Source organism: Vibrio lentus, from assembly GCF_002875945.1.
GTDB classification, from domain to species: Bacteria; Pseudomonadota; Gammaproteobacteria; order Enterobacterales; family Vibrionaceae; genus Vibrio; species Vibrio apostichopi.
Map to the genome: position 1 here is coordinate 1 of NZ_MCZK01000183.1, position 19,303 is coordinate 19,303.

Annotated in this window: 19 protein-coding genes and 1 pseudogene; 10 read left to right on the top strand and 10 right to left on the bottom strand. The window is 44.0% G+C overall.

Going from position 1 to position 19,303, the window contains the following annotated elements:
• From BCT49_RS25225 to BCT49_RS25255, 7 genes are all read right to left on the bottom strand, one after another.
• Positions 1-229 (bottom strand): hypothetical protein (locus tag BCT49_RS25225; protein WP_133151670.1); only part of this gene is annotated, 229 nt, incomplete at its 3' end.
• A 77-nt stretch (positions 230-306) separates the two neighbouring features.
• Positions 307-1,002: an oligogalacturonate-specific porin KdgM family protein gene (locus BCT49_RS25230; RefSeq protein WP_102439099.1), complete on the bottom strand. Its 696-nt coding sequence runs from the start codon at positions 1,000-1,002 to the stop codon at positions 307-309.
• A 174-nt stretch (positions 1,003-1,176) separates the two neighbouring features.
• Positions 1,177-1,806, bottom strand: coding sequence for a bifunctional 4-hydroxy-2-oxoglutarate aldolase/2-dehydro-3-deoxy-phosphogluconate aldolase (locus BCT49_RS25235; protein ID WP_102439101.1), 630 nt, complete (start codon positions 1,804-1,806; stop codon positions 1,177-1,179).
• A gap of 19 nt (positions 1,807-1,825) precedes the next feature.
• Positions 1,826-2,773 (bottom strand): sugar kinase, encoded by a 948-nt coding sequence (locus tag BCT49_RS25240; RefSeq protein WP_102439103.1) that lies wholly within the window; start codon positions 2,771-2,773, stop codon positions 1,826-1,828.
• A gap of 125 nt (positions 2,774-2,898) precedes the next feature.
• Positions 2,899-4,413 carry a sodium:solute symporter family protein gene (locus BCT49_RS25245; protein ID WP_065206560.1) on the bottom strand — a complete coding sequence of 505 codons (1,515 nt, stop codon included), beginning with the start codon at positions 4,411-4,413 and terminating at the stop codon, positions 2,899-2,901.
• A gap of 205 nt (positions 4,414-4,618) precedes the next feature.
• Positions 4,619-5,011, bottom strand: coding sequence for a RidA family protein (locus BCT49_RS25250; RefSeq protein ID WP_004732497.1), 393 nt, complete (start codon positions 5,009-5,011; stop codon positions 4,619-4,621).
• A gap of 122 nt (positions 5,012-5,133) precedes the next feature.
• Entirely contained in the window at positions 5,134-6,567 is a 1,434-nt protein-coding gene (locus BCT49_RS25255; RefSeq protein ID WP_102439105.1) for an N-acyl-D-amino-acid deacylase family protein, read from the bottom strand.
• 176 nt (positions 6,568-6,743) lie between these two features.
• Between BCT49_RS25255 and BCT49_RS25260 the strand changes: the two genes are divergently transcribed.
• Positions 6,744-8,018, top strand: coding sequence for an amino acid deaminase (locus BCT49_RS25260; protein ID WP_102439107.1), 1,275 nt, complete (start codon positions 6,744-6,746; stop codon positions 8,016-8,018).
• 130 nt (positions 8,019-8,148) lie between these two features.
• Positions 8,149-9,012 (top strand): MurR/RpiR family transcriptional regulator, encoded by an 864-nt coding sequence (locus tag BCT49_RS25265; protein WP_065206557.1) that lies wholly within the window; start codon positions 8,149-8,151, stop codon positions 9,010-9,012.
• 109 nt (positions 9,013-9,121) lie between these two features.
• On the opposite strand, the gene BCT49_RS25270 is transcribed toward BCT49_RS25265, so the two are convergent.
• Positions 9,122-9,664, bottom strand: a complete 543-nt coding sequence (locus tag BCT49_RS25270; RefSeq protein ID WP_102439109.1) for an AAA family ATPase — start codon at positions 9,662-9,664, stop codon at positions 9,122-9,124.
• Between the two features lie 53 nt (positions 9,665-9,717).
• A complete protein-coding gene (locus tag BCT49_RS25275; protein ID WP_102439111.1) occupies positions 9,718-10,257 on the bottom strand; it encodes a hydrolase in 540 nt (179 codons plus the stop codon).
• Positions 10,258-10,608: 351 nt separating this feature from the next.
• Here BCT49_RS25275 and BCT49_RS25280 point away from each other — a divergent pair, with 351 nt between their 5' ends.
• From BCT49_RS25280 to BCT49_RS25315, 8 genes are all read left to right on the top strand, one after another.
• Entirely contained in the window at positions 10,609-11,184 is a 576-nt protein-coding gene (locus BCT49_RS25280) for a porin family protein (RefSeq protein ID WP_372166717.1), read from the top strand.
• 227 nt (positions 11,185-11,411) lie between these two features.
• On the top strand, positions 11,412-11,981 hold the full coding sequence (locus BCT49_RS25285) for a porin family protein (protein WP_102439115.1): 570 nt from the start codon (positions 11,412-11,414) through the stop codon (positions 11,979-11,981).
• Positions 11,982-12,214: 233 nt separating this feature from the next.
• Entirely contained in the window at positions 12,215-13,837 is a 1,623-nt protein-coding gene (locus BCT49_RS25290; RefSeq protein ID WP_102439117.1) for a phosphoethanolamine transferase, read from the top strand.
• A 328-nt stretch (positions 13,838-14,165) separates the two neighbouring features.
• A complete protein-coding gene (locus tag BCT49_RS25295) occupies positions 14,166-15,101 on the top strand; it encodes a CorA family divalent cation transporter (RefSeq protein ID WP_102439119.1) in 936 nt (311 codons plus the stop codon).
• Complete coding sequence (locus BCT49_RS25300; protein WP_102439121.1) at positions 15,101-15,622, top strand: mechanosensitive ion channel family protein; 522 nt, start codon at positions 15,101-15,103, stop codon at positions 15,620-15,622. Before BCT49_RS25295 ends, BCT49_RS25300 begins: the two co-directional genes overlap by 1 nt.
• A gap of 320 nt (positions 15,623-15,942) precedes the next feature.
• Positions 15,943-16,770: a GNAT family N-acetyltransferase gene (locus BCT49_RS25305; protein ID WP_102439123.1), complete on the top strand. Its 828-nt coding sequence runs from the start codon at positions 15,943-15,945 to the stop codon at positions 16,768-16,770.
• A gap of 197 nt (positions 16,771-16,967) precedes the next feature.
• On the top strand, positions 16,968-17,807 hold the full coding sequence (locus tag BCT49_RS25310; protein ID WP_102439125.1) for a helix-turn-helix domain-containing protein: 840 nt from the start codon (positions 16,968-16,970) through the stop codon (positions 17,805-17,807).
• Positions 17,808-17,904: 97 nt separating this feature from the next.
• A complete protein-coding gene (locus tag BCT49_RS25315; protein ID WP_102439127.1) occupies positions 17,905-18,537 on the top strand; it encodes an esterase/lipase family protein in 633 nt (210 codons plus the stop codon).
• A 180-nt stretch (positions 18,538-18,717) separates the two neighbouring features.
• Here the strand turns inward: BCT49_RS25315 and BCT49_RS25320 are convergent.
• Positions 18,718-19,284, bottom strand: a pseudogene (locus BCT49_RS25320) (arginine deiminase-related protein); the annotation flags it as partial.
• Positions 19,285-19,303 lie beyond the last annotated feature (19 nt).

Consider the following 19,303-nt stretch of genomic DNA (forward strand, 5'->3'; position numbering starts at 1 on the left):
AATTACGCAACAAAGCCTCAATAAAGCGTTTCGCCGTGTATTCAACGCGATCAGAATTAAAGCCTTTGATGTAAACTTTAAAATTACCATCTACTTTCACTTGGCCTGATTTTAATTCCACAGTTTGTGGATAAGGCATTAAATTCAAGTCTGTATTTGGAGCCATTGCTAAAGCCATTGGAGAAACTACTGAACCGGATATCAATAGTGACAATATAGTTTTTTTCATTATTAATTTTCCTATATAACTTTCATTGTATTTTATTTATCAGAGCCTATTCACAAAAATAACTAGGCTATGTTGTTTTAGAATGAGAAATTCACACCGACTCGGAAACGCCAATCCGTTTTATCGTTTTCAGATTGCACCGTATCCGCATCAACCACTTCAGCGTATGGCCTCACTGTTGGTTTCCATTTGTAGACTGCTTTGACGGTATGCTCGCGGGCATGTAGGTCACCAGTTGCGAGCTCTGTCGTATGATGCGTAATCTGATCGAAATACGTAAACGCATACGAAATCATGTATTTATCTGTATTGTATCCCGTCCAAATATCATAACGGTTTCGCTTTGCTGTCTCTTCATTACCATAGTCATTCACTAAAGCTTCGGTCGAAAAGTCATAACGATAACGGCCATGTACAAAGAGCCCATTGTCAAAGTTGTAATTGAGCTTTAGATAAGGCATCAAGAAGGTATTTGAGCCTTGAAAATTCATCACTACGCCAGGGTTCAGCATAAAATTGTCATTGATGGCATAGGTGTAATAATGGGTAAACTCGGTATTAATCACCTTCGTTTCGTCATACGCTCCCGCTGCATGTCGAACATTCGTCAGTGTTTCTAAACCGTACCCATTATCAAAATGGTGACCAACAATAAAACGACTTCGATACTGATCTGTCGTACTTCGATACTCTGCCCTTAAATCGACATAACCCCCGGCAGTTGAGGTCATTGGTAATAATGCTAGTAGTGTTAAAGGAAGTAACTTTTTCATAGTTCACCGATATTATGATTATAAAAACCCACCGCACATTGATATATGCAGAAAGATGTAAATTCGGAGACTACCTTTTTATTTCTTATTAATTATTTTGATTGTATGAAGTGTATTTATAGCTACTGCTCATATTCAGTAGCTATTATTTATTTTAATAAAAGCTAAATTTAACTATTTCACCAATTCAACGGCTTCACGAACCAATACTGCAATCTCATCCCATTGCTCGTTCTCGATCATTTTTGGTGACACCATCCAAGTACCGCCACAACACACCACGCGATCGACGGCTAGGTAGTCATTGACGTTGTGTTTACCGATACCGCCTGTTGGCATCAAAGACACATGAACGTATGGCGCTAGCAGAGACTTCACCATGTTGATGCCGCCAGACGCTTCTGCAGGGAAGAACTTCAAGAAGTTAAGGCCAAGTTCCAGCGCTTGCTCTACTTGGCTTGGGTTGTTTACACCCGGAACGATTGGCATGCCGATTTCTTGGCAACGTTTTACGGTGTTTGGGTTCAGGCCCGGAGCCACGATGAATTCGCTGCCCGACTCTTTCGCAAGGTCGATCTGCGCTGGCGTTAATACTGTGCCGGCACCGATACACATTTCTGGATACGCATCGCGCATCGCACGAATCGCGTCTGCTGCCGCTTCAGTGCGGAATGTCACTTCAGCAACTGGCAGGCCGTTTTCTACCAACACTTTTGCCAGTGGAATCGCGTGTTCAACCTTGTTGATTTGGATAACAGGGATAACTTTGAATTGCTTAAGTTTGTTGATCATTTCTTGAGACATAATAATTCCGCTTTTTATTTTACTTTTTAATCAGTTGGCTCATAGCGCTCACGGGAATGATTGCGCCTGAGTATTGAATAACGATGGAGGCCAGTTGGTGGCCAAGTTCTGCTGCGTCGGTGGCGCTCTCGCCAGTAAGACGCGCAGCTAAATAACCCGCAGCGAATGAGTCGCCTGCAGCACAGGTATCAACCACGTTAGAAACACGAGTCGCTGAGACATAATTCTCAACAATGTTGCCCTGTTCAATTTGAACAGTCTTGCATGGCTCGCAGCCACGTTTGATAACGATCTCTTGGCAACCCAAACGAAGGCAGCGTTGTTGAACGCTCTCTGAGTTACCCCAGACAAGCAGGTCGTCGTCTTCGGTAATCAAGGCGATGTCTACCAGCGGCAGTAACTTGGCGTACCAATGTTGAGCTTGTTCAGTGCTCCAAAGTTGCGGGCGATAGTTATTATCAAAAATCACCTTGCCGCCTTGGTTTGAGAACACGCTAATGGCTTTGAATAGGCGCTCACGAGAGGCATCATCCAAGATCGCGATGCTGATACCGCTGATGTAAATCGCATCGACTTGTTTCTCTGTCAGGGCGATTTCAAGCTTGTTTAAGTTATCGATTTGAAAGTAGAACTTTACCGCCGCATCGTTGCGCCAGTAGTGAAAATGTCGCTCGCCTGTCTCGTCGGTTTCGACCATGTAGAGCCCAGGAAGCTTGCTGGCGATGCGTTCGACGAAATTGGTTTGAATACCTTCTAACTGCCAGCTATCAATCATATTTTGAGACAGTTCATCGCTACCAAGACCTGTCGCGTAATGAACAGAGAGGTTTTGATGTTGGGTTAAGCGAGACAGGTAAAGTGCGGTATTGAGGGTGTCACCGCCGAATTTTTTGGTTAATGGAGAGCCGCTGATTTCGACCATGCATTCGCCAAAGAAAGCAATATTGAAGTTAGAAGATGCAGGCATAGCAGATCCTAAAATAGAGAGATAAATGGGGAAGAAGGCCCTACCGAGAAGCAGAGCCTGAGCTAACCACTCCACAACTTGTTGTACTGAGTTTGTTGTACTAGCTAGCTGTGGAGCGTTTTAGATTAGCTTGTTTGATTAGCAGGACGTTGAGAAGACGCTTCTTCTTCAAGCACACCTGAGTCTGACAATTCCATTTCCATCAGAGCACGCTCGTCATCAAGAATTGCTTTCGCCATTTCTGGTGTCACTTGGTTAGCCGGAGTACATAGGCTTACCAACACACCAGCCGTTAGAGCCACTAGACAAGAAGGAATCACAGGGTTACCCCAGAAAGCCGTGTAGTCTGCGTTTAGCATTACAACAAATGAAGCCACAGATGCACCCGCTAGCGTAGCAAGCGCACCCTGCCAGTTGTAACGTTTCCAGAATCGACCCAACATACCGCACACAAACATGCCCGACATTACGGTTGAAATCATTTTCGTGATATAGCCAATGATGTCGTTTGACGTTAGTGCGAACAACAGTGCAAAACCAATCACCACAATCAGTGCCAAGCGAGAATAGTTCACCATTGACTCTTTGTTTGGTACGCGGCCTGTGAACATCACGTAAACATCACGCAGTAGGATAGAAACACCGGCTATCGCATCTGAACTTGCGCTCGACATCGTTGCAGAAAGACCCGCGATAAGAACAATCATGCCAACGCCAACCGGAAGAACCGTTGCAGCGACATAAGGGAACGAGTAGTTCGCGTTATCCAATGATGGGTCAATCGCATGTGCTGCCATACCGATGATTGCAGGGATGATTGAGAAGAAAAGGTACAACACACCCGATGCAACAAATGAGCGACGAACAGTTGATACGTCTTTACCCGAGTAGATACGTTGACGGAATGAAGGCGTCGCCAGTACACCCACGCCAATAACCACAGCCAGAGACACAGCAGGCAGAAGGCCCAGTTTATCGATTGCTAAAAAGCTCGTAGCAGCAGGGTCCATCGCAGCGTAAAGGTTATCCATGCCGCCGATGTAATCAACTGACATTACCGCCATCAAGATGAAGCCAGCAAAAAGGATGATAGCTTGAATGGTATCGGTCCACACTACGGCTGTGTAACCACCGATAACCACATAAATAGTGAATGCCGCAGCAATAATGATTTTCGCTAGGTTGAGATCGATGTCTGCAATCCACGCTAGGTACATGCCGCCACCTAGAATGTGGGCGCCTAACCAACCAATCGAAGCGACAAAGATCAGTACACCTACAACGTTTTTCACGATGCGGTTAGCGCCAACATAGTAAGCCAGCTCTTCACTCATGGTCATGAAGTTCAGTTTACGAACCGGAGCAAACCAAAGTGCAAGTAATAGGATGCCTATCGCACCACCAATGCCGTACAGTGCACCTGCCCAGCCATTTGCGTAGCCGAAGCCAACCGCACCCATACTTGAACCCGTACCAACCATCGTCGCTACTGTTGTACCAAGTACTAAGAACATAGGTAGGCCACGGCCACCTAATAAGAAATCTTCGCCAGATTTTTGATTACGCGAGACAAACCAGCCTAACCAAATTAAAAATAATACGTACACGCCGAAGCCTGTAAGAAAAAGTGTGCTGTTCATTTGACACCTCTCAGTGAAATATTGAGTTCATTCTTGAACTTTATTTATGATTCATTCATTTTATATTTCATATAATTACTTTATTGATTTTATCTTTTTTAATTAAAGTGATTTTTATAAATGTAGGGTGAGAGTATTAAAGAATAATAACAGGGATGACTAACCCCTAATACTCCCTAAGTAGGTAATTGTGATTAGGTTATTACTATCCGCGATCGGCGCGGTAGCAAGTCACATCTACTTCAACCTTCACGTCTACAACTAAGTCGCAAACCATGCAGATACGGGCTGGTGGGTTAGCACCGAAGAACTCTTTGAATACCTTATTAAAAGATTGGAAGTAACGAGAATCCGTTAGCACAACCTTTACGTGCATTACGTCTTCTAGGCCGTAGCCCGCTTCAGTCATGATATCGACACAGTTTTGGATCGCTAGGCGAGACTGGTCAACAATGCCACCCTCAACCACTTCACCATCTGTCATCGGTGTCTGGCCAGAAACGTATAGGAAACCACCTGCTTCAGTTGCACGTGCAAATGGTAAATGTTGTCCGCCTGTACCTGTACCGCCTTCAACACCGTAACGTTTAATAGTCATTTTTTAACTCCACTTATTTATAGATAATATTGGCTTTATAGATAAAACAGTTTCTATTCCAATATATTAAAATTAATTCGCCGTTTTTATATCCATCTGAATTTAATTAAATAATTTAAATTCTAGTTTCGGTAGATAAAAACGCCTGAACGATTATTTCTTACTTTTCCTTTCTGGTAAGTTAACTCACCATTTACAAATACACTTTCTATTCCTTCAGCAACTGAAATAGGATTTTCAAATGTTGCTGTGTCTTTAATATTCTTTGGATCAAATAAAACTAAATCGGCAAAGGCACCACAGCGAACTTCGCCTCGGCCCGCTAAGTTGTAACGCTGAGCCGACATTCCGGTCATCTTGTGAATCGCTTCTGGCAACGAGAACAGTTTTTCATCGCGGCAGTAGTGACCTAGCACTTTCGGGAAGGTGCCCCACAATCTTGGATGTGGATGCGGGTCATTAGGTAAACCGTCTGAGCCGACCATGGTCAGTTTGTATTTCAATACGCGCTTTACGTCATTCTCATCCATGCAGTGATAAACCGCACCCGCTGGTTGAAGCGCTTTTCCTGCATCCATCAGAGGTAGATTCATTTCATCAGCAATCTGCTTCAGCGTTTTGCCTGCATGTTCTGGTTTTGCTTCAGACCAAGTGATGAAGATATCGAAATCGTCAGTCACTTGTTTCAAATCTAATGTCGAAGAGCTCGCTGAGTATGGGTAACAGTCGCAAGACACATCTTGGTGCTCAGAAACTTTGTCCATTAAGTCGAGTACTTCAACAGTTCTGCCCCAGTTACCCGCACCTGCACATTTAAGGTGTGAAATAACAACCGGCACTTTCGCGTATTGTCCTGTCTCAAACGCCTCTTCCATCGCGCTTAAGATCTCTTCAAATTCGGTACGCATATGCGTGGTATAGATGCCGCCGTGACTAGAAAGCACTTTCGCTAACTGCATCACTTCGTTGGCATTCGCTTGTTTCGCGCTGGCGTAAGCCAAACCCGAGCTCAAACCTAATGCGCCTTGCGCCATCGCTAAATCAAGGTTGGTTTGCATCGCTGCGATTTCGTCTTCGCTTGCAGTGCGCTGCAGGTCGTCCATCACTTGGTTACGCAATGTGGTGTGGCCAACTAACGCTGCAACGTTTACTGCGGGTTGAGCTTGCTCTACCGCTTGTGCATACGCAGCGAAAGTTGGGTATTTAAAGTCAGCCTGAGCGCCTAACAGATTCATTGGGTCAGGTGGATCGCCAGCCAAAACGGTTGGTGATGCGCTGATACCACAGTTACCAACAATCACGGTTGTGACACCTTGGCTGATCTTAGGCAGGCAGTCTGGGTAACGAATTACATTGGTATCGTCATGTGTGTGTACATCGATAAAACCAGGAGCCAATGCTAAGCCTGCTCCCTCAACCAACTGGCCACAATCTTCATGATCGATTTGACCAATTTCGGCGATTTTTCCATCTCGGATTGCTACATCGGCACAAAACGATTGTTCGCCGGTGCCATCAAACACCTCTACATTTTTAATTATCGTATCGAACAACATTTCTCACTCTCTCAATCCACTGTGTTGATGGAGCTATATTAGAAATTAAGCCGATTATTTTCAGTGACAAAACACACATAATATTTTAATTTGTGTGATAGTTTCTACCACAAAACAGATTGTGGATATATTTAAACATTAAATAACAACAACTTAAATCATGTTAGGAATCAGCAATGAAACATAACTCGGCACAAAAAGATGTTATAAAGTATCAAAACGATAGTTTTGTCTTGACTGAAAAAGGCCAAAAAGGGAGAGCAATATCACAATCTGAGAACGGCATTTATCGACTGGTTGATGAAGATGTTTCACTTCCGGTTGCAGTTATCAAACAATCGGCATTGACCAATAACCTAAATTGGATGCAATCATTCGCTGATCATCATCAGGTTAAATTATCGCCACACGGCAAAACTTCCATGACTCCTGATTTTTTCCGCCAACAGCTAGAAAATGGCGCTTGGGGCATAACAGTAGCCACGCCTGCACAGGCAGAAGTTGCCGCAATGGCGGGTGCGAAACGAATCATCATGGCAAACCAATTGGTGGGTAAAGCCAACATGGCGATCATCGAACAGCTTATTCGCGAATTTGATGTCGATTTTTACTGTTGTGTGGATTCATCAGTAAACGTGCAGCAACTTAACCAATACTTCGCCAATACAAAGCAGACACTAAAGGTACTGATCGAGTTTGGTGTACCGGGTGGTCGTGGTGGATGTCGTTCACCACAAGAAGTTCTAGAACTGGCTCAAACCATACAAGACACACCAGCCCTTTCGCTGGCAGGTATTGAGGTGTACGAGGGTGTAATTCACGGTGACAATGCAGAACAAGATATTCGTACCTTCTTAAATCAGGCACTCACTTCGGTCGAAAGCCTTGCATCAGGTGGCCTAATTGCAGGGCAACCTATCATCACTGGCGCTGGCTCTGCTTGGTATGACGTGGTCGCAGAATGTTTGGCGAACCTAACCGATTACTTGGCTATTATCCGCCCGGGCTGTTATGCCATTCACGATACTGGGATCTACCTAGATGCACAAAGCAAGGTGTTGCAACGTGCCCAAGTAAACCAGGGTTACGCGTGCGAATTGGGGGGTGACTTAGAATCGGCACTTGAGGTGTGGGCTTATGTGATCTCTCGTCCTGAACCGACCAAGTTAGTGGTTGGGCTAGGCAAGCGTGATGTGGCCTTTGATGCAGGTTTACCGATTGCCGAGCGCGGCTATCGCAATGGTGAAGCTATCTCAGTGAAAGGCTTAACCTCTACTGCCGTGATGGATCAACATACCTTTGTTGAAACGGATGGCTCTTCTGAGATTGAAGTGGGCGACATGATTGCGTTCTCGACCTCACACCCGTGTTTAACCTTCGACAAATGGCGCTACATTGCCATCAGCGATGACGAACATCAGGTGACCAAATGGGTAGAAACCTGCTTCTAGTTCGATTTTTCAATAAGCTAGAATCAGCGAAGCAATAAGATATACTAACGGGGCTAAGGCTTAGTTTTAAGAGCTAGGTTCTTAAAAACTAAGTGATACGATTAGCCCCATCAACAAAGGATCAGGATTCTTGAGTTTAGAAGTAGATATCATTTCACAGATAACAGAGCGTTTCCCTGTTCTTCGTGATGCAGAAAAGAAAGTCGCCAAGTTGATCATGGACGACATTGATTTTGCTGCCAATGCCAGCATTACAGAACTTGCTGAAGGTGCTCAAGTCAGTGAAGCCACCATCACACGTTTTGCTAAAGCGATCGGCTGTAACAACGTACGTGATATGAAGATTAAGTTGGCTCAGACACTAACCGTTGGCCAGCGCTTTATCCTCGAGCCTGTTGACCAAACTGGCTATCAGGGTATCTACGAATCGATCAAGCAGAGCCTAGACATCAACCGCACTCTGTTCAAAGAGCAAGACGTTGAAACCGCAGTCAGCTGGCTGCATAACGCCAGACAGATCATTGCTATTGGTATGGGTGGTGGTTCAACCATTGCTTCTCAAGAGCTGCAACATCGACTGTTTCGTTTAGGTTACCCAGTGGTGTCGTACAACGATGGCTTAATGTCACGTATGGTTGCTGCCACGGCCGATGCCAATGACGTGATGGTGATGATTTCCGCAACTGGTTTTACACCAGTGATCACTGAAACGGCAGAGCTGGCCAAGCAGTATGGACTTAAGATCATCGCGATTACCCCACAAGACACACCGCTGGCAAAAATTGCGGATATCTTGTTACCAATCAAGCATATGGAAACCGACTTCATCTACAAACCATCAGCTTCTCGGTACGCAATGTTGGCGTTAGTGGATGTGCTTTCGATGGGCATGGCGGTCAATCACAAGAACCGTTCACGCGACAAACTACGTCGCTTGAAGGTTGCGCTCGATTCTTATCGCGGCGGAGGCGACCGACAGCCTCTCGGTGACTAAGGTTTAAAACGACTAAGTCATCAACTAAACGATTTCAATAAAAAGCCCCGCAGTATTCACTCAATCGAGTCGATACTACGGGGCTTTTTAGTTGTGGTTTTTCTAGAAATCACTCGCCTGAATCAATTGAAGCTAAGATAAACTCGACTCGTTCCTCAACATATAATTTGGGCACTTCCACCAGCTGATAACCAAACTGATTATAGGCTGACACCATGTTTTCGTAGGTGGCGATCGCTTCGCCGAAGTCTTGTCTACGTTCTTGATCATTGATGAAAATCGAATCCCATGGCGGGAAGATAAATACTTTAGTGTTGTATTTGAGTTCATTACAGTTATTCAACAAGGATTGAGGAATAGGCAGTGTTTCTAACAAGCTGTAACCGTATGAATCTACGATGCTTCTATCAAAGAAAACTGGCTGTTCACTCGATTCGAACGCTTGATAATTGGCTAACTCTTCTCGCACCATTTCATCGCGAAATGCCACTTTGTCTAACCATGGTAAGGCGATCCCTTGTTGCTCGACTTGGTGTTGAATCACTTTACGCCCAACCTCTGGTGCGCAGCGATAGCCCTGGGTCTTCAAAGCGTCGATGACCGAGGTTTTGCCCGATCCCGGCCCACCAGTAAATACAATTAGGTTATTCAAATGAACCTCTTCAAAGGGGAAAAATAACGAATCAGACCTTAACGAAACCCAAGTTAACGAATCAAGGACAGAATGGACTTAAATTCTGGTGCGCGGCAATCTTTCACTAGCTCGTACAGACTCATTTCCAACCCAGTGATTTGGACTCCTGCATCCGCTAATCGACGGATTGCCAGATCCTTATTAAGTGCCGTTCGCGAGCTAATACAATCACTAACTACCTGAACCTTGTGTCCAAGCTCCAACAAACCCAATGCGGTTTGATAGACACAAATATGAGCCTCAATGCCACACACCAACCAAGTCTCCACATCTTTGGCTTGCACAGCTTCAACAAATTTAGGTTCGTCACACGCGTTGAAGGTAAATTTTGGTATCGGCTTAGCATCACTCAATAGGTCATTCAGTTCGTCGACCGTAGCACCTAACTTCTCTGGATTCTGCTCCAAGCTAACAATTGGCAGCCCCAAAACCTGCGCACCCTTAATCAACTTTCCACAGTTAGAAATCAGCGTATCGCTCTCATCAACAAGGCGTGCGAGCTTGCCTTGTACGTCCACAACCACCAAACCTGTGTTTGCTCGGTTTAACATTCAACTCTCCTTGTTATCACTAGAATCAACTCTCTGACCTCAAGAAATAAATACTATAATATGACATTAATACTGTTGGCTAGGCTTTATTTTTCAATCACTTAGATAAAGGCAACCCAACCAAAAACTTAAAAAACATCGTTTTATTTAGCAAATTTAACCATTTGTCAATATATGAATTTTATTTATAAACGATATAACCAACAAAAACTCCGTTACCGCTTGAAAACTCTAGGAGTACATACAATCGCACTATCAATGAAAAGATAGGTTTCATTTGTGAGGGTTTTATAAATTATTAATCACCGATACCGTGATTTACATCACAGGATGAGTAAACAAGGTATTATCATGAAAAAATCAGCATTAGCACTCGGCTTAATCGGTTTAGTTTCACTTCCAACTTTTGCAGCAGGCACAGATGGCGGTGCGTATGTAGGTGGCGGACTTAGTGTCTATCAAGGTTCGGATACAGACGGCGCGCCAAGCTTAGATTCTAGCGGTATGGGTTACAACCTATACGGCGGTTACCAATTCAACCGTATCGTTGGCGTGGAACTTGGCTACAACGATTATGCAGACTATAAGAACAGCACAGACAAGCTTTCACCAACATCTATTTCTGTGTCAGCAAATCTCGGTTATACGTTCGACAACACCATACGTCCATTTGTACTTGCTGGTTTAAGTTCTGTTGACCTCAATGCGAATAGCGCTGCAGGATACGATGATGATAGTGGTACAGGCTTCCACTTTGGTGTTGGTGTTGAATACACGCCAGTTGAACACCTAACACTTCGCCTGATTTCTCAAGCTGACGCGGTAAGTGTAGATGACTACTCTATTGGAAGTAACGGCTCATTCAAAAGCGATGATCACACGCTTGCATTCAACAGTGTTAGCTTCGGTGGTTCATACGACTTCTAATGCGATTGAACCACATAGAATAAGCTAAACATACTCATTCACTTTGTTGTACCACCTTGCCTTAAAGGTAACTCAGTAAAGTGAATGTTTATCTTTATGTAACGATTCAGCTTACAAAGCCATACAGTAATACATACAAGACTACGGAATAATGCTCACCAACGGTCGAAAGGTCGCAAAATAAAAATTATTGATACTGGCATGACATTTAAGAGTGAGTAAGAAAGATGAACAAGATAACAAAATCAGCATTAGCACTGGGTTTAATCAGCGCAGTTTCTCTTCCAGCTTTAGCAGCAGGTACTGACGGCGGTGCTTACATTGGTGGCGGTCTTGGCATATACCAAGATTCTGATACCGATGGTCAAGGTAGTTTAGATTCAGACGGTATGGGCTACAACCTATATGGCGGCTACCAATTCAACCGTATCGTTGGTGTTGAACTTGGTTACAACAATTACGCAGACTACAAAAAAGGGACTGCAAAACTGTCTCCGACGTCTGTTTCTTTGTCAGCAAATCTTGGTTACACATTCGACAACACAATCCGCCCATTCGTATTGGCTGGTTTAAGCTCTGTTGACCTAAACGCAAATAAAGCAGCTCTGTATGATGATGATAGCGGTACGGGTTTCCACTTTGGTGTTGGTGTTGAATACACGCCAATCGAGCATCTAACACTACGTCTAATTTCACAAGCAGACGCCGTGAGTGTTGAAAACGACTACGGCTTTAAGAAAGAAGACAAAACACTAGCATTCAGCAGCATTAGCTTCGGTGGTTCATACAACTTCTAATGTGATTGAACCACATAGAATAAGCTGAACATACTAATTCACTTTGCTGTCCCACCTTGTCATGAAGGTTACTCAGTAAAGTGAATTTTTGTTTCTACACAACCAATCGCGTCATCTCACCTTAGCCAGTTTATCGCTCACCTTTACCTATTTGAGCTTTGTGCGTTGATATTAGAGCTTTCTTGGTAGCGATACTAAAATAAAGGAATAAGAGACGCAGGAAAACAAAACCTATGAACCTTCCAAGCTTAAACATGTCGATAAACAAGCTGCCCTTTGTGTTGGCTGTGTATTATCTGCTTGTCATCAATATCCCTCTCTCCCTAGAACTGTTTAGTATTGTTCAGGCGTCAAAGTCTGAAAGTGTCGCGTTTCTTATATCCATCCCGATCTTCTTCCTTGCTGCCTTCAATTTTATCTTCCAAGTTTTTAACTGGCCGATATTCTCCAAGCCGTTTTTTATTTTGTTGCTGATCACCTCGACACTCGTCAGCTACAGCATGTTCAATTACGGCATCTATGTAGACTACGGGATGATAGAAAACGTATTCGAGACCAATAGTGGTGAAGCGGCAAGCTATATAAGTACCCACTCCATCTTATGGTTACTCGCGATGGGCGGTATTCCGTCGCTCATCCTCTTGGTAACCAAACTTAAGCGAGAGTCTTGGAAAGATTTCTTTGTCTGGAAGTCGATTGGGCTACTCTCATCTTTGATCGTCATCGCCATTATTGCAGGGCTGTTTTACAAAGATTACGTTTCGATTGGTCGTAATAACTCGCACATTAAAAAGATGATCATCCCAACCGAATACGTGGCATCAACGGTCAAGTACATCAATAACACCTACATAAAAGAACCTATCCCTTATCAAGAGTTAGGGTTAGATGCGAAGCAAACAGCACAAGCCAAAGCGGCAACCAAACCGACCTTACTGGTGTTTGTGCTTGGCGAAACAGCTCGAGTATACAACTACCAATATCATGGCTATGAGCGTGAAACCAATGCTCATACCAAACCTTACAACCCGATATTTTTCTCTGATGTTCAGTCGTGCGGAACAGCCACCGCCGTTTCTGTACCATGCATGTTCTCTAACATGAATCGCAGTAACTACGACTGTGACAAGGCTTACAACCAAGACAACGTGGTCGACATTATGAACCGTGCAGGCATTCACTCTATCTGGCGAGAACACGATGGTGGAGACAAGGCGGTCGCACATCGAATCAAAGAGATGACTCTCGTCGCCAAAGACAGTGACCCTCTGTGTAATAACGATGTGTGCTACGACACAGCAATGCTAGAAAACTTTGAGCAAGATACTCAAGATCTCACGCAAAATAGCATCATTTTCTATCATATTTCGGGGTCTCACGGGCCAACTTACTTTGAACGTTACCCTGACGATCATAAGAAATTCACACCAGACTGCGCTCGCGCCGACATTGAAAACTGCACCAAAGAAGAAGTGGTTAATACCTACGACAACACCATCTTGTACACGGATTTCTTTCTCTCACAAGCGATGCAAAAGCTTGAGAAGCTGACCGAAAAATACAACGTCGCGTTGATGTACGTGTCCGATCACGGCGAGTCATTGGGAGAAAATGGCGTCTACTTACACGGCATGCCTTATTCGCTGGCACCAAAAGAACAAACCCACGTACCTATGATCATGTGGATGTCTGATGGCTTTGCTGCCGAGAAAGGGATCAGCGACACCTGCTTGCGTAAAGCAGGAAAGGAACAGAGCTTTTCTCACGATAATCTGTTCGACTCCTTGCTTGGTCTGATGGACGTGCAAACCAAAGAATACCGAGCGAGCCAAGACATCTTCGCACCGTGTCGTTAGCGATTTTGCTTATGTAAACCATCGAAAAACTCGAGTTGCTTGAACAAGCTATCCTCAACTCCCTCTCAAAAGAAAAGACCTTGGTCTTTTCTTTTTTTCGTCGCTAACATGAAGCCAGAGTGCTAATTTATAATGACGAAACAATGAGCTACATTTAATAGAGACAATAATGGAAGAGTCCGTCGCGAACCCAAAGACCAACCTCTCTTATTAGACTTTATCTCACTCACATCGCTCATTAAACTTACCACTATTAGTCTCAGTTCAATACGGCACCTTAATGGCGCCATAATACCAATGTTTACGTCATATCATTAAGGACAAATGAATGGACGCTTTCATAATTTCTAGCTGGCAATTTTCAGAGGGTGTCGCGTATGAGTACACCACGACCCCAGCACCATTCGAGCAATCAACTTGGTATCACTGCCAAAGAGATGCTGAAGGTTTGAGAGAATGGCTCCACAGTAATACGGTTCCAAATGCCATCATCGATTCATTACTCACCGATGATACCCGCCCTCGATTTGAACAGTTTGGTCACGACTGTTTTTTGATGATTCTGCGAGGCATTAATCTAAACGAAGGAGCTAACCCTGACGACATGCTTAGCCTACGCATCTTATGGTACAAAGGCACTTTAATATCGACACGCAAAGTTCCTTCAAAAGCGGTCAGTAATCTGATATCCGACCTCAAACAAAACCAAGGCCCAACATCATTACCTGATATATTGTTGGGCATGATACGTGGAATCAACCACAGTATTTCGACCTTCCTAGTACCCGTCGAACTCTTGATTGACGAGTTAGAATCTAAATCCAATATCGACATAAGATCCATTAACGCTCTGCATTCAAGGCTACTTAGACTAAGGCGCTATTTGAAGCCACAGAAATACGTTTTTGAGGACTTAATGATTGACCTGCCTGTACCATTGAGTAAGCACAACAGTCATATAAAGAACAGCCTCGATACCATCCTGAGAATTAATGAGTCTGTCGAGTTTTACATCGAACAAATTAATGTATTTTTAGCGAGCCTAAGTCAGCAACAAGCTGAAAAAATGAATAGAAATACGTACCTATTTTCTATCATTGCAGGTATTTTCCTCCCTGCTGGGTTTTTCACCGGTTTACTGGGTGTCAATATCGCTGGGATACCCGGAACAGATAACCCAATAGCATTTCCACTATTTTGCATTGGGCTGCTCGTGGTCGTAGCGGCAGAGGTCGTTATTTTGAAAAAATTGAGGTTTATTTAATGGTTGAGTTTTTGCAATCCAATATGTGGCTTAGACAAGTGGTTTTAGGTTTACTTCTTATCACTGTGTATTGGGTGATCAAACGCTTAGGTAAGAACTGGATAGAAACATTAGCGGAAAATAAGCGTGTCGAATTGAAACGAAAGCAGTTCGTGATTAAGTGTTTCAATATTGTTCTGTTTCTACTCTTCATCGCTGTGTTTACGATTGTTCTTAACTTAGGTTTTGGTGATATTTCGCTATTCTTATCATCCATATTTGCGGTGCTGGGTGTCGCATTATTCGCGCAATGGTCGATTCTAAGTAACCTCACAGCCAGCGTACTAATATTTTTCGTATTCCCTTATCGCATTGGCGACAGAGTAAGAGTCGCGGAGAAAGACGAAGACATCAGCGGTGTGATCATCGATATCACAATGTTCCACGTTATTCTTCGACACAGTTCGGGCAACATCATCACCTACCCCAATAACCTGATTTTACAAAAAGGCGTGATAAAGGTGTTAGTTGAGCCAGAGTAAAAGAGTGAATCTATCGATACAAAACTCATCAAAGCTGAAGACTCAGGAAAGTAATGCGCCCTATTCAACGTCCCAATCAATAAGTTCAGCAGAGGGCAAAATATCTTGCCCTCTTTCAATTAACATAAGCTCTTCTGTTAACACCCACACACCTTTCAAAACTGTCGTTTTTGTTCAATACCTATCTCAGTTACTCGCCTACACTTGCTGTCATTGAAACGTGGCTCAACTAATCAGTTTATCTCATCGTCAATCGACGCACCTGAGAACCAGACAGCAGCTACGTACTCTACCGAATCGAAACAACAGGAATTCAAGCGATGTTAGACATCAAAAAAATCACAACACTGAACGACTTAAGCGAACTAAAAACAGCTTACTTTTCTGATTCAACAGCACCACTTGATGGCATGTGGCACTTCGGTTTTGTGCCAATGTCTGACCATTACGGTTTTTACGAAAATGACAAGCTTGTGGGTTACTGCGTGTTGAATGGTGAAGGCTACTTACTTCAGTTCTTCCTAGCAGCAACAGCAAGCGCGAACATTGCCGACTTGTTCACCTTAATCATCGAAAACAACAGCTCTGTGATTGGTGAAGTGAAAGGCGCATTTGTAAGCACGGCAGAACCACAATACTTGTCATTGTGCATGGATAACACCTGTTCATTTAAGGTGAACTCATTGATGTATCGCCAAAACCAAGAAACAAACTCTAGTCGTAATTCGGATCGCATTGAAGACATCGAGATGACTCTCGCGACGGATGAACAACTCGATAAGCTAGTGAAATTTGCTTCATCGGCGATTGGCGCGCCAAAAGAGTGGCTCACCGGTTACTACGGTAATTTGATTGCCCGCCAAGAGCTTTGGGGCTACTGGAAAAGCGACAGCGTTCTCGCTACGGGAGAGTGCCGTAAGTTCGATGAACACCAAACGCAGTTTGCAGACTTGGGGATGATTGTCGCGCAAGCAGAACGTGGAAAAGGCATAGCAACACGTGTGCTGAACTTTCTAACACAGCACGCCAACAGCCAAGGTTTAGAAGCGATGTGTTCTACAGAAAGCAGCAACATCGGGGCGCAGAAAGCGATCGCTCGCGCTGGTTTGTCATCGAAAAACCGAATCCTACAGTTCGATTTTAATTAGAATTCGACTTTAACGACTTGCTCCCAACTCGAGCGAAGCCAACATAAATGAAGCCCATAACTGTGACTCTATATATCCAACGGTTATGGGCTTTATTGTTTGTGGTTAGTCATTACGCGTTCAGCAAAGAGAAAACTATCTTCCTCAACGATAGACACATATAGTTATTACAACGCTAACCTCAAATAGAATGTCGAATGATCAATTGGTTACAGTCTCCGAAATCCTCTGTTGTTGCTCAATACATTGATTGTTATTGGCTGATCGAGAAGACGCCTGACGCCGAAACTCATCAATTTCCCAAGCTCAACCCAGATCCTTCAGCACACTTGATTCTGTCTCCAAACGACCAGCCTTATCACTACACGATAGAGCAACAAGTCGATCAAGGCGTTGGCAGCCATTTACTGCTGCCACACCATAAAGCGATTGAACTGGATCACTCAAAGCCGTTTATTCATTTGGGTATCAAGTTCCATGTTGGCGCCCTGTACTCATTAAATATTCCAGACTGCCCGCACCCCAGCCTAGACAGTGTTAACCCTATCGATCTCGCGAATTTGTTAGGTAATCCTAATGCCGATGCCATGTCATTGATTCAGCTTGCTCAAACTGATTTTGAAGCTTGTTGTCAGCAGTTGGATAATTTGCTGCTGCCTTGGCTATCGACAGGTAAAACCGACAGACACAGCGAGCTCACCCGCAAGGTGTTAGAAGTGCTTGGTACAACATCAATAGCAGAGCTCGGTGACAAACTGTTTTGCTCGCAACGCACCTTAGAAAGAAGCTTTAACAAGGTGACAGGACTGACATTGAAACAATGCCAATCAATGAACAAACTCGAGGCGATGCTCGAATACTTGTACAAACGAGATTTTGATGACATTGATTGGATAGACGTCGCCTACCAGTTTGGATTTAGCGACCAGCCACACCTGATTCGCTACCTTAAGAAAACCATCGGATTAACACCGAATACCTACGCCAAAGAAGGTGGCTTAACCATTGATGTGTATGGTGGAGTGCGATCGGATTAACGAACGCTCTGTCTTTTGTGTCCCATTAGCAGCAAGTTTTATTGAGTTTAGATTTGCGACTAAATATACTGGAGACACCATCAGACGGAGGACAAAAATGAATAATAAAAACAAACATATAGTTTTAATTCATGGTCTATATATGCCTGCGTTGATCATGCAGTATCTGGATAGAAATTTCAAAAAACGTGGCTTTACAACGCATAAATTTGCCTACAACTCTCTGCGTTTCCCTTCAGCTGCTAAGCGCCTCAATCGCTTTATTAATGCGCGTTTTAATGAATACGATGAAGTCTACTTCTTTGGTCACTCACTTGGGGGCTTGCTCATTCGTCACTACTTTAAGTTTTACCAACCCGACTTTGCAGACACCTGCATTATTACCGCTGGCACGCCGCACAATGGCGCGACTATCGCTAAAACACTGTCTAACCACGGTCTTGGTTTTATATTTGGTTCGAGCAAAATGATCTTAAGTGATGGCTTGGGTGACTACGACATTGATGTGCCAATTGGTGTCATTACGGGCACCTACGACGCTGGTGTTGGACGTATTGTTCTGGGAAGAAACCCAGGGGATGGTACGGTTACACTCGAAGACGCCAACCTAAGAGGCGCGACAGACACCTGCGCCCTCAAGCTCAATCACACCGCGCTTGTGTACTCCAAAGAAGTGGTCGCACTCTCAACTCAGTTCATCCAAAACAGGGCTTTTAAGGACGCTTCATAGCTATTGCGTTAGCTGTTTTCCGTTAGCTTTTGTGCGCGTTAGCTCGTGTATCTAACTCTGGTTCTCTTATTTCTGTTTTCTTACTTCTGGTAGACCGATACAAAAATACCACTCTGCGATGAGAGTGGTATTCATAGATTCGTGACTGAAGTCAGTCGCTTGTTATACTTTCTATACTTGTTATAGGAGATTAACTCGCGTTGGCAAGAACACCTCACCCAACATGCATCGCACCGAACCACCGCCGATGTCTTCTATCGTTTTCACGTTAAACGGGAGCAGCTTTCCATGTGTCGAAAGCTGAGCTAACTGAGCTGGAGAAAATGCATCGTAAGCCGATTGAGACATCGCGATCACCTTGTCGCCATTCACTGTTTCCAGTTGCAGAATGTTGCCACAGAATCGGTTCATCTGATCGATCGAGATAGAGATAACCTGCTTGTCTTTAGCCAGTGACTTCACCACAAAGCGGCGCTCAAATTCTGGAATCACTTCATCACAAATCACGCAGAAGTTATCACCAATCGCCATCATCACATTGGTGTGGTAAACCGGCTGACCAGACGGTAATGCTGTTTGGAAGGAAACCACGCGTGAATAACCAATACGCTTCGCATAGTCTTCTAACACTTCACGATCACAACGCTGAGAAAGCGCCGCATAGATCGTTTTATTGATATGATCGATAACCATCACACCCGTGCTCTCTAAATAAGAACCTTGAGCAACGTACGACTCCATAGACTCACGGCTCTTCTCCGCTTAG

Excerpts from the sequence above, each read along its gene's own strand:
- BCT49_RS25230 (WP_102439099.1), bottom strand. The coding sequence starts at position 1,002 with ATGAAAAAGTTACTTCCTTTAACACTACTAGCATTATTACCAATGACC.
- BCT49_RS25235 (WP_102439101.1), bottom strand. The coding sequence starts at position 1,806 with ATGTCTCAAGAAATGATCAACAAACTTAAGCAATTCAAAGTTATCCCT.
- BCT49_RS25240 (WP_102439103.1), bottom strand. The coding sequence starts at position 2,773 with ATGCCTGCATCTTCTAACTTCAATATTGCTTTCTTTGGCGAATGCATG.
- BCT49_RS25245 (WP_065206560.1), bottom strand. The coding sequence starts at position 4,413 with ATGAACAGCACACTTTTTCTTACAGGCTTCGGCGTGTACGTATTATTT.
- BCT49_RS25250 (WP_004732497.1), bottom strand. The coding sequence starts at position 5,011 with ATGACTATTAAACGTTACGGTGTTGAAGGCGGTACAGGTACAGGCGGA.
- BCT49_RS25255 (WP_102439105.1), bottom strand. The coding sequence starts at position 6,567 with ATGTTGTTCGATACGATAATTAAAAATGTAGAGGTGTTTGATGGCACC.
- BCT49_RS25260 (WP_102439107.1), top strand. The coding sequence starts at position 6,744 with ATGAAACATAACTCGGCACAAAAAGATGTTATAAAGTATCAAAACGAT.
- BCT49_RS25275 (WP_102439111.1), bottom strand. The coding sequence starts at position 10,257 with ATGTTAAACCGAGCAAACACAGGTTTGGTGGTTGTGGACGTACAAGGC.
- BCT49_RS25280 (WP_372166717.1), top strand. The coding sequence starts at position 10,609 with ATGAAAAAATCAGCATTAGCACTCGGCTTAATCGGTTTAGTTTCACTT.
- BCT49_RS25285 (WP_102439115.1), top strand. The coding sequence starts at position 11,412 with ATGAACAAGATAACAAAATCAGCATTAGCACTGGGTTTAATCAGCGCA.
- BCT49_RS25290 (WP_102439117.1), top strand. The coding sequence starts at position 12,215 with ATGAACCTTCCAAGCTTAAACATGTCGATAAACAAGCTGCCCTTTGTG.
- BCT49_RS25295 (WP_102439119.1), top strand. The coding sequence starts at position 14,166 with ATGGACGCTTTCATAATTTCTAGCTGGCAATTTTCAGAGGGTGTCGCG.
- BCT49_RS25300 (WP_102439121.1), top strand. The coding sequence starts at position 15,101 with ATGGTTGAGTTTTTGCAATCCAATATGTGGCTTAGACAAGTGGTTTTA.
- BCT49_RS25305 (WP_102439123.1), top strand. The coding sequence starts at position 15,943 with ATGTTAGACATCAAAAAAATCACAACACTGAACGACTTAAGCGAACTA.
- BCT49_RS25310 (WP_102439125.1), top strand. The coding sequence starts at position 16,968 with ATGATCAATTGGTTACAGTCTCCGAAATCCTCTGTTGTTGCTCAATAC.
- BCT49_RS25315 (WP_102439127.1), top strand. The coding sequence starts at position 17,905 with ATGAATAATAAAAACAAACATATAGTTTTAATTCATGGTCTATATATG.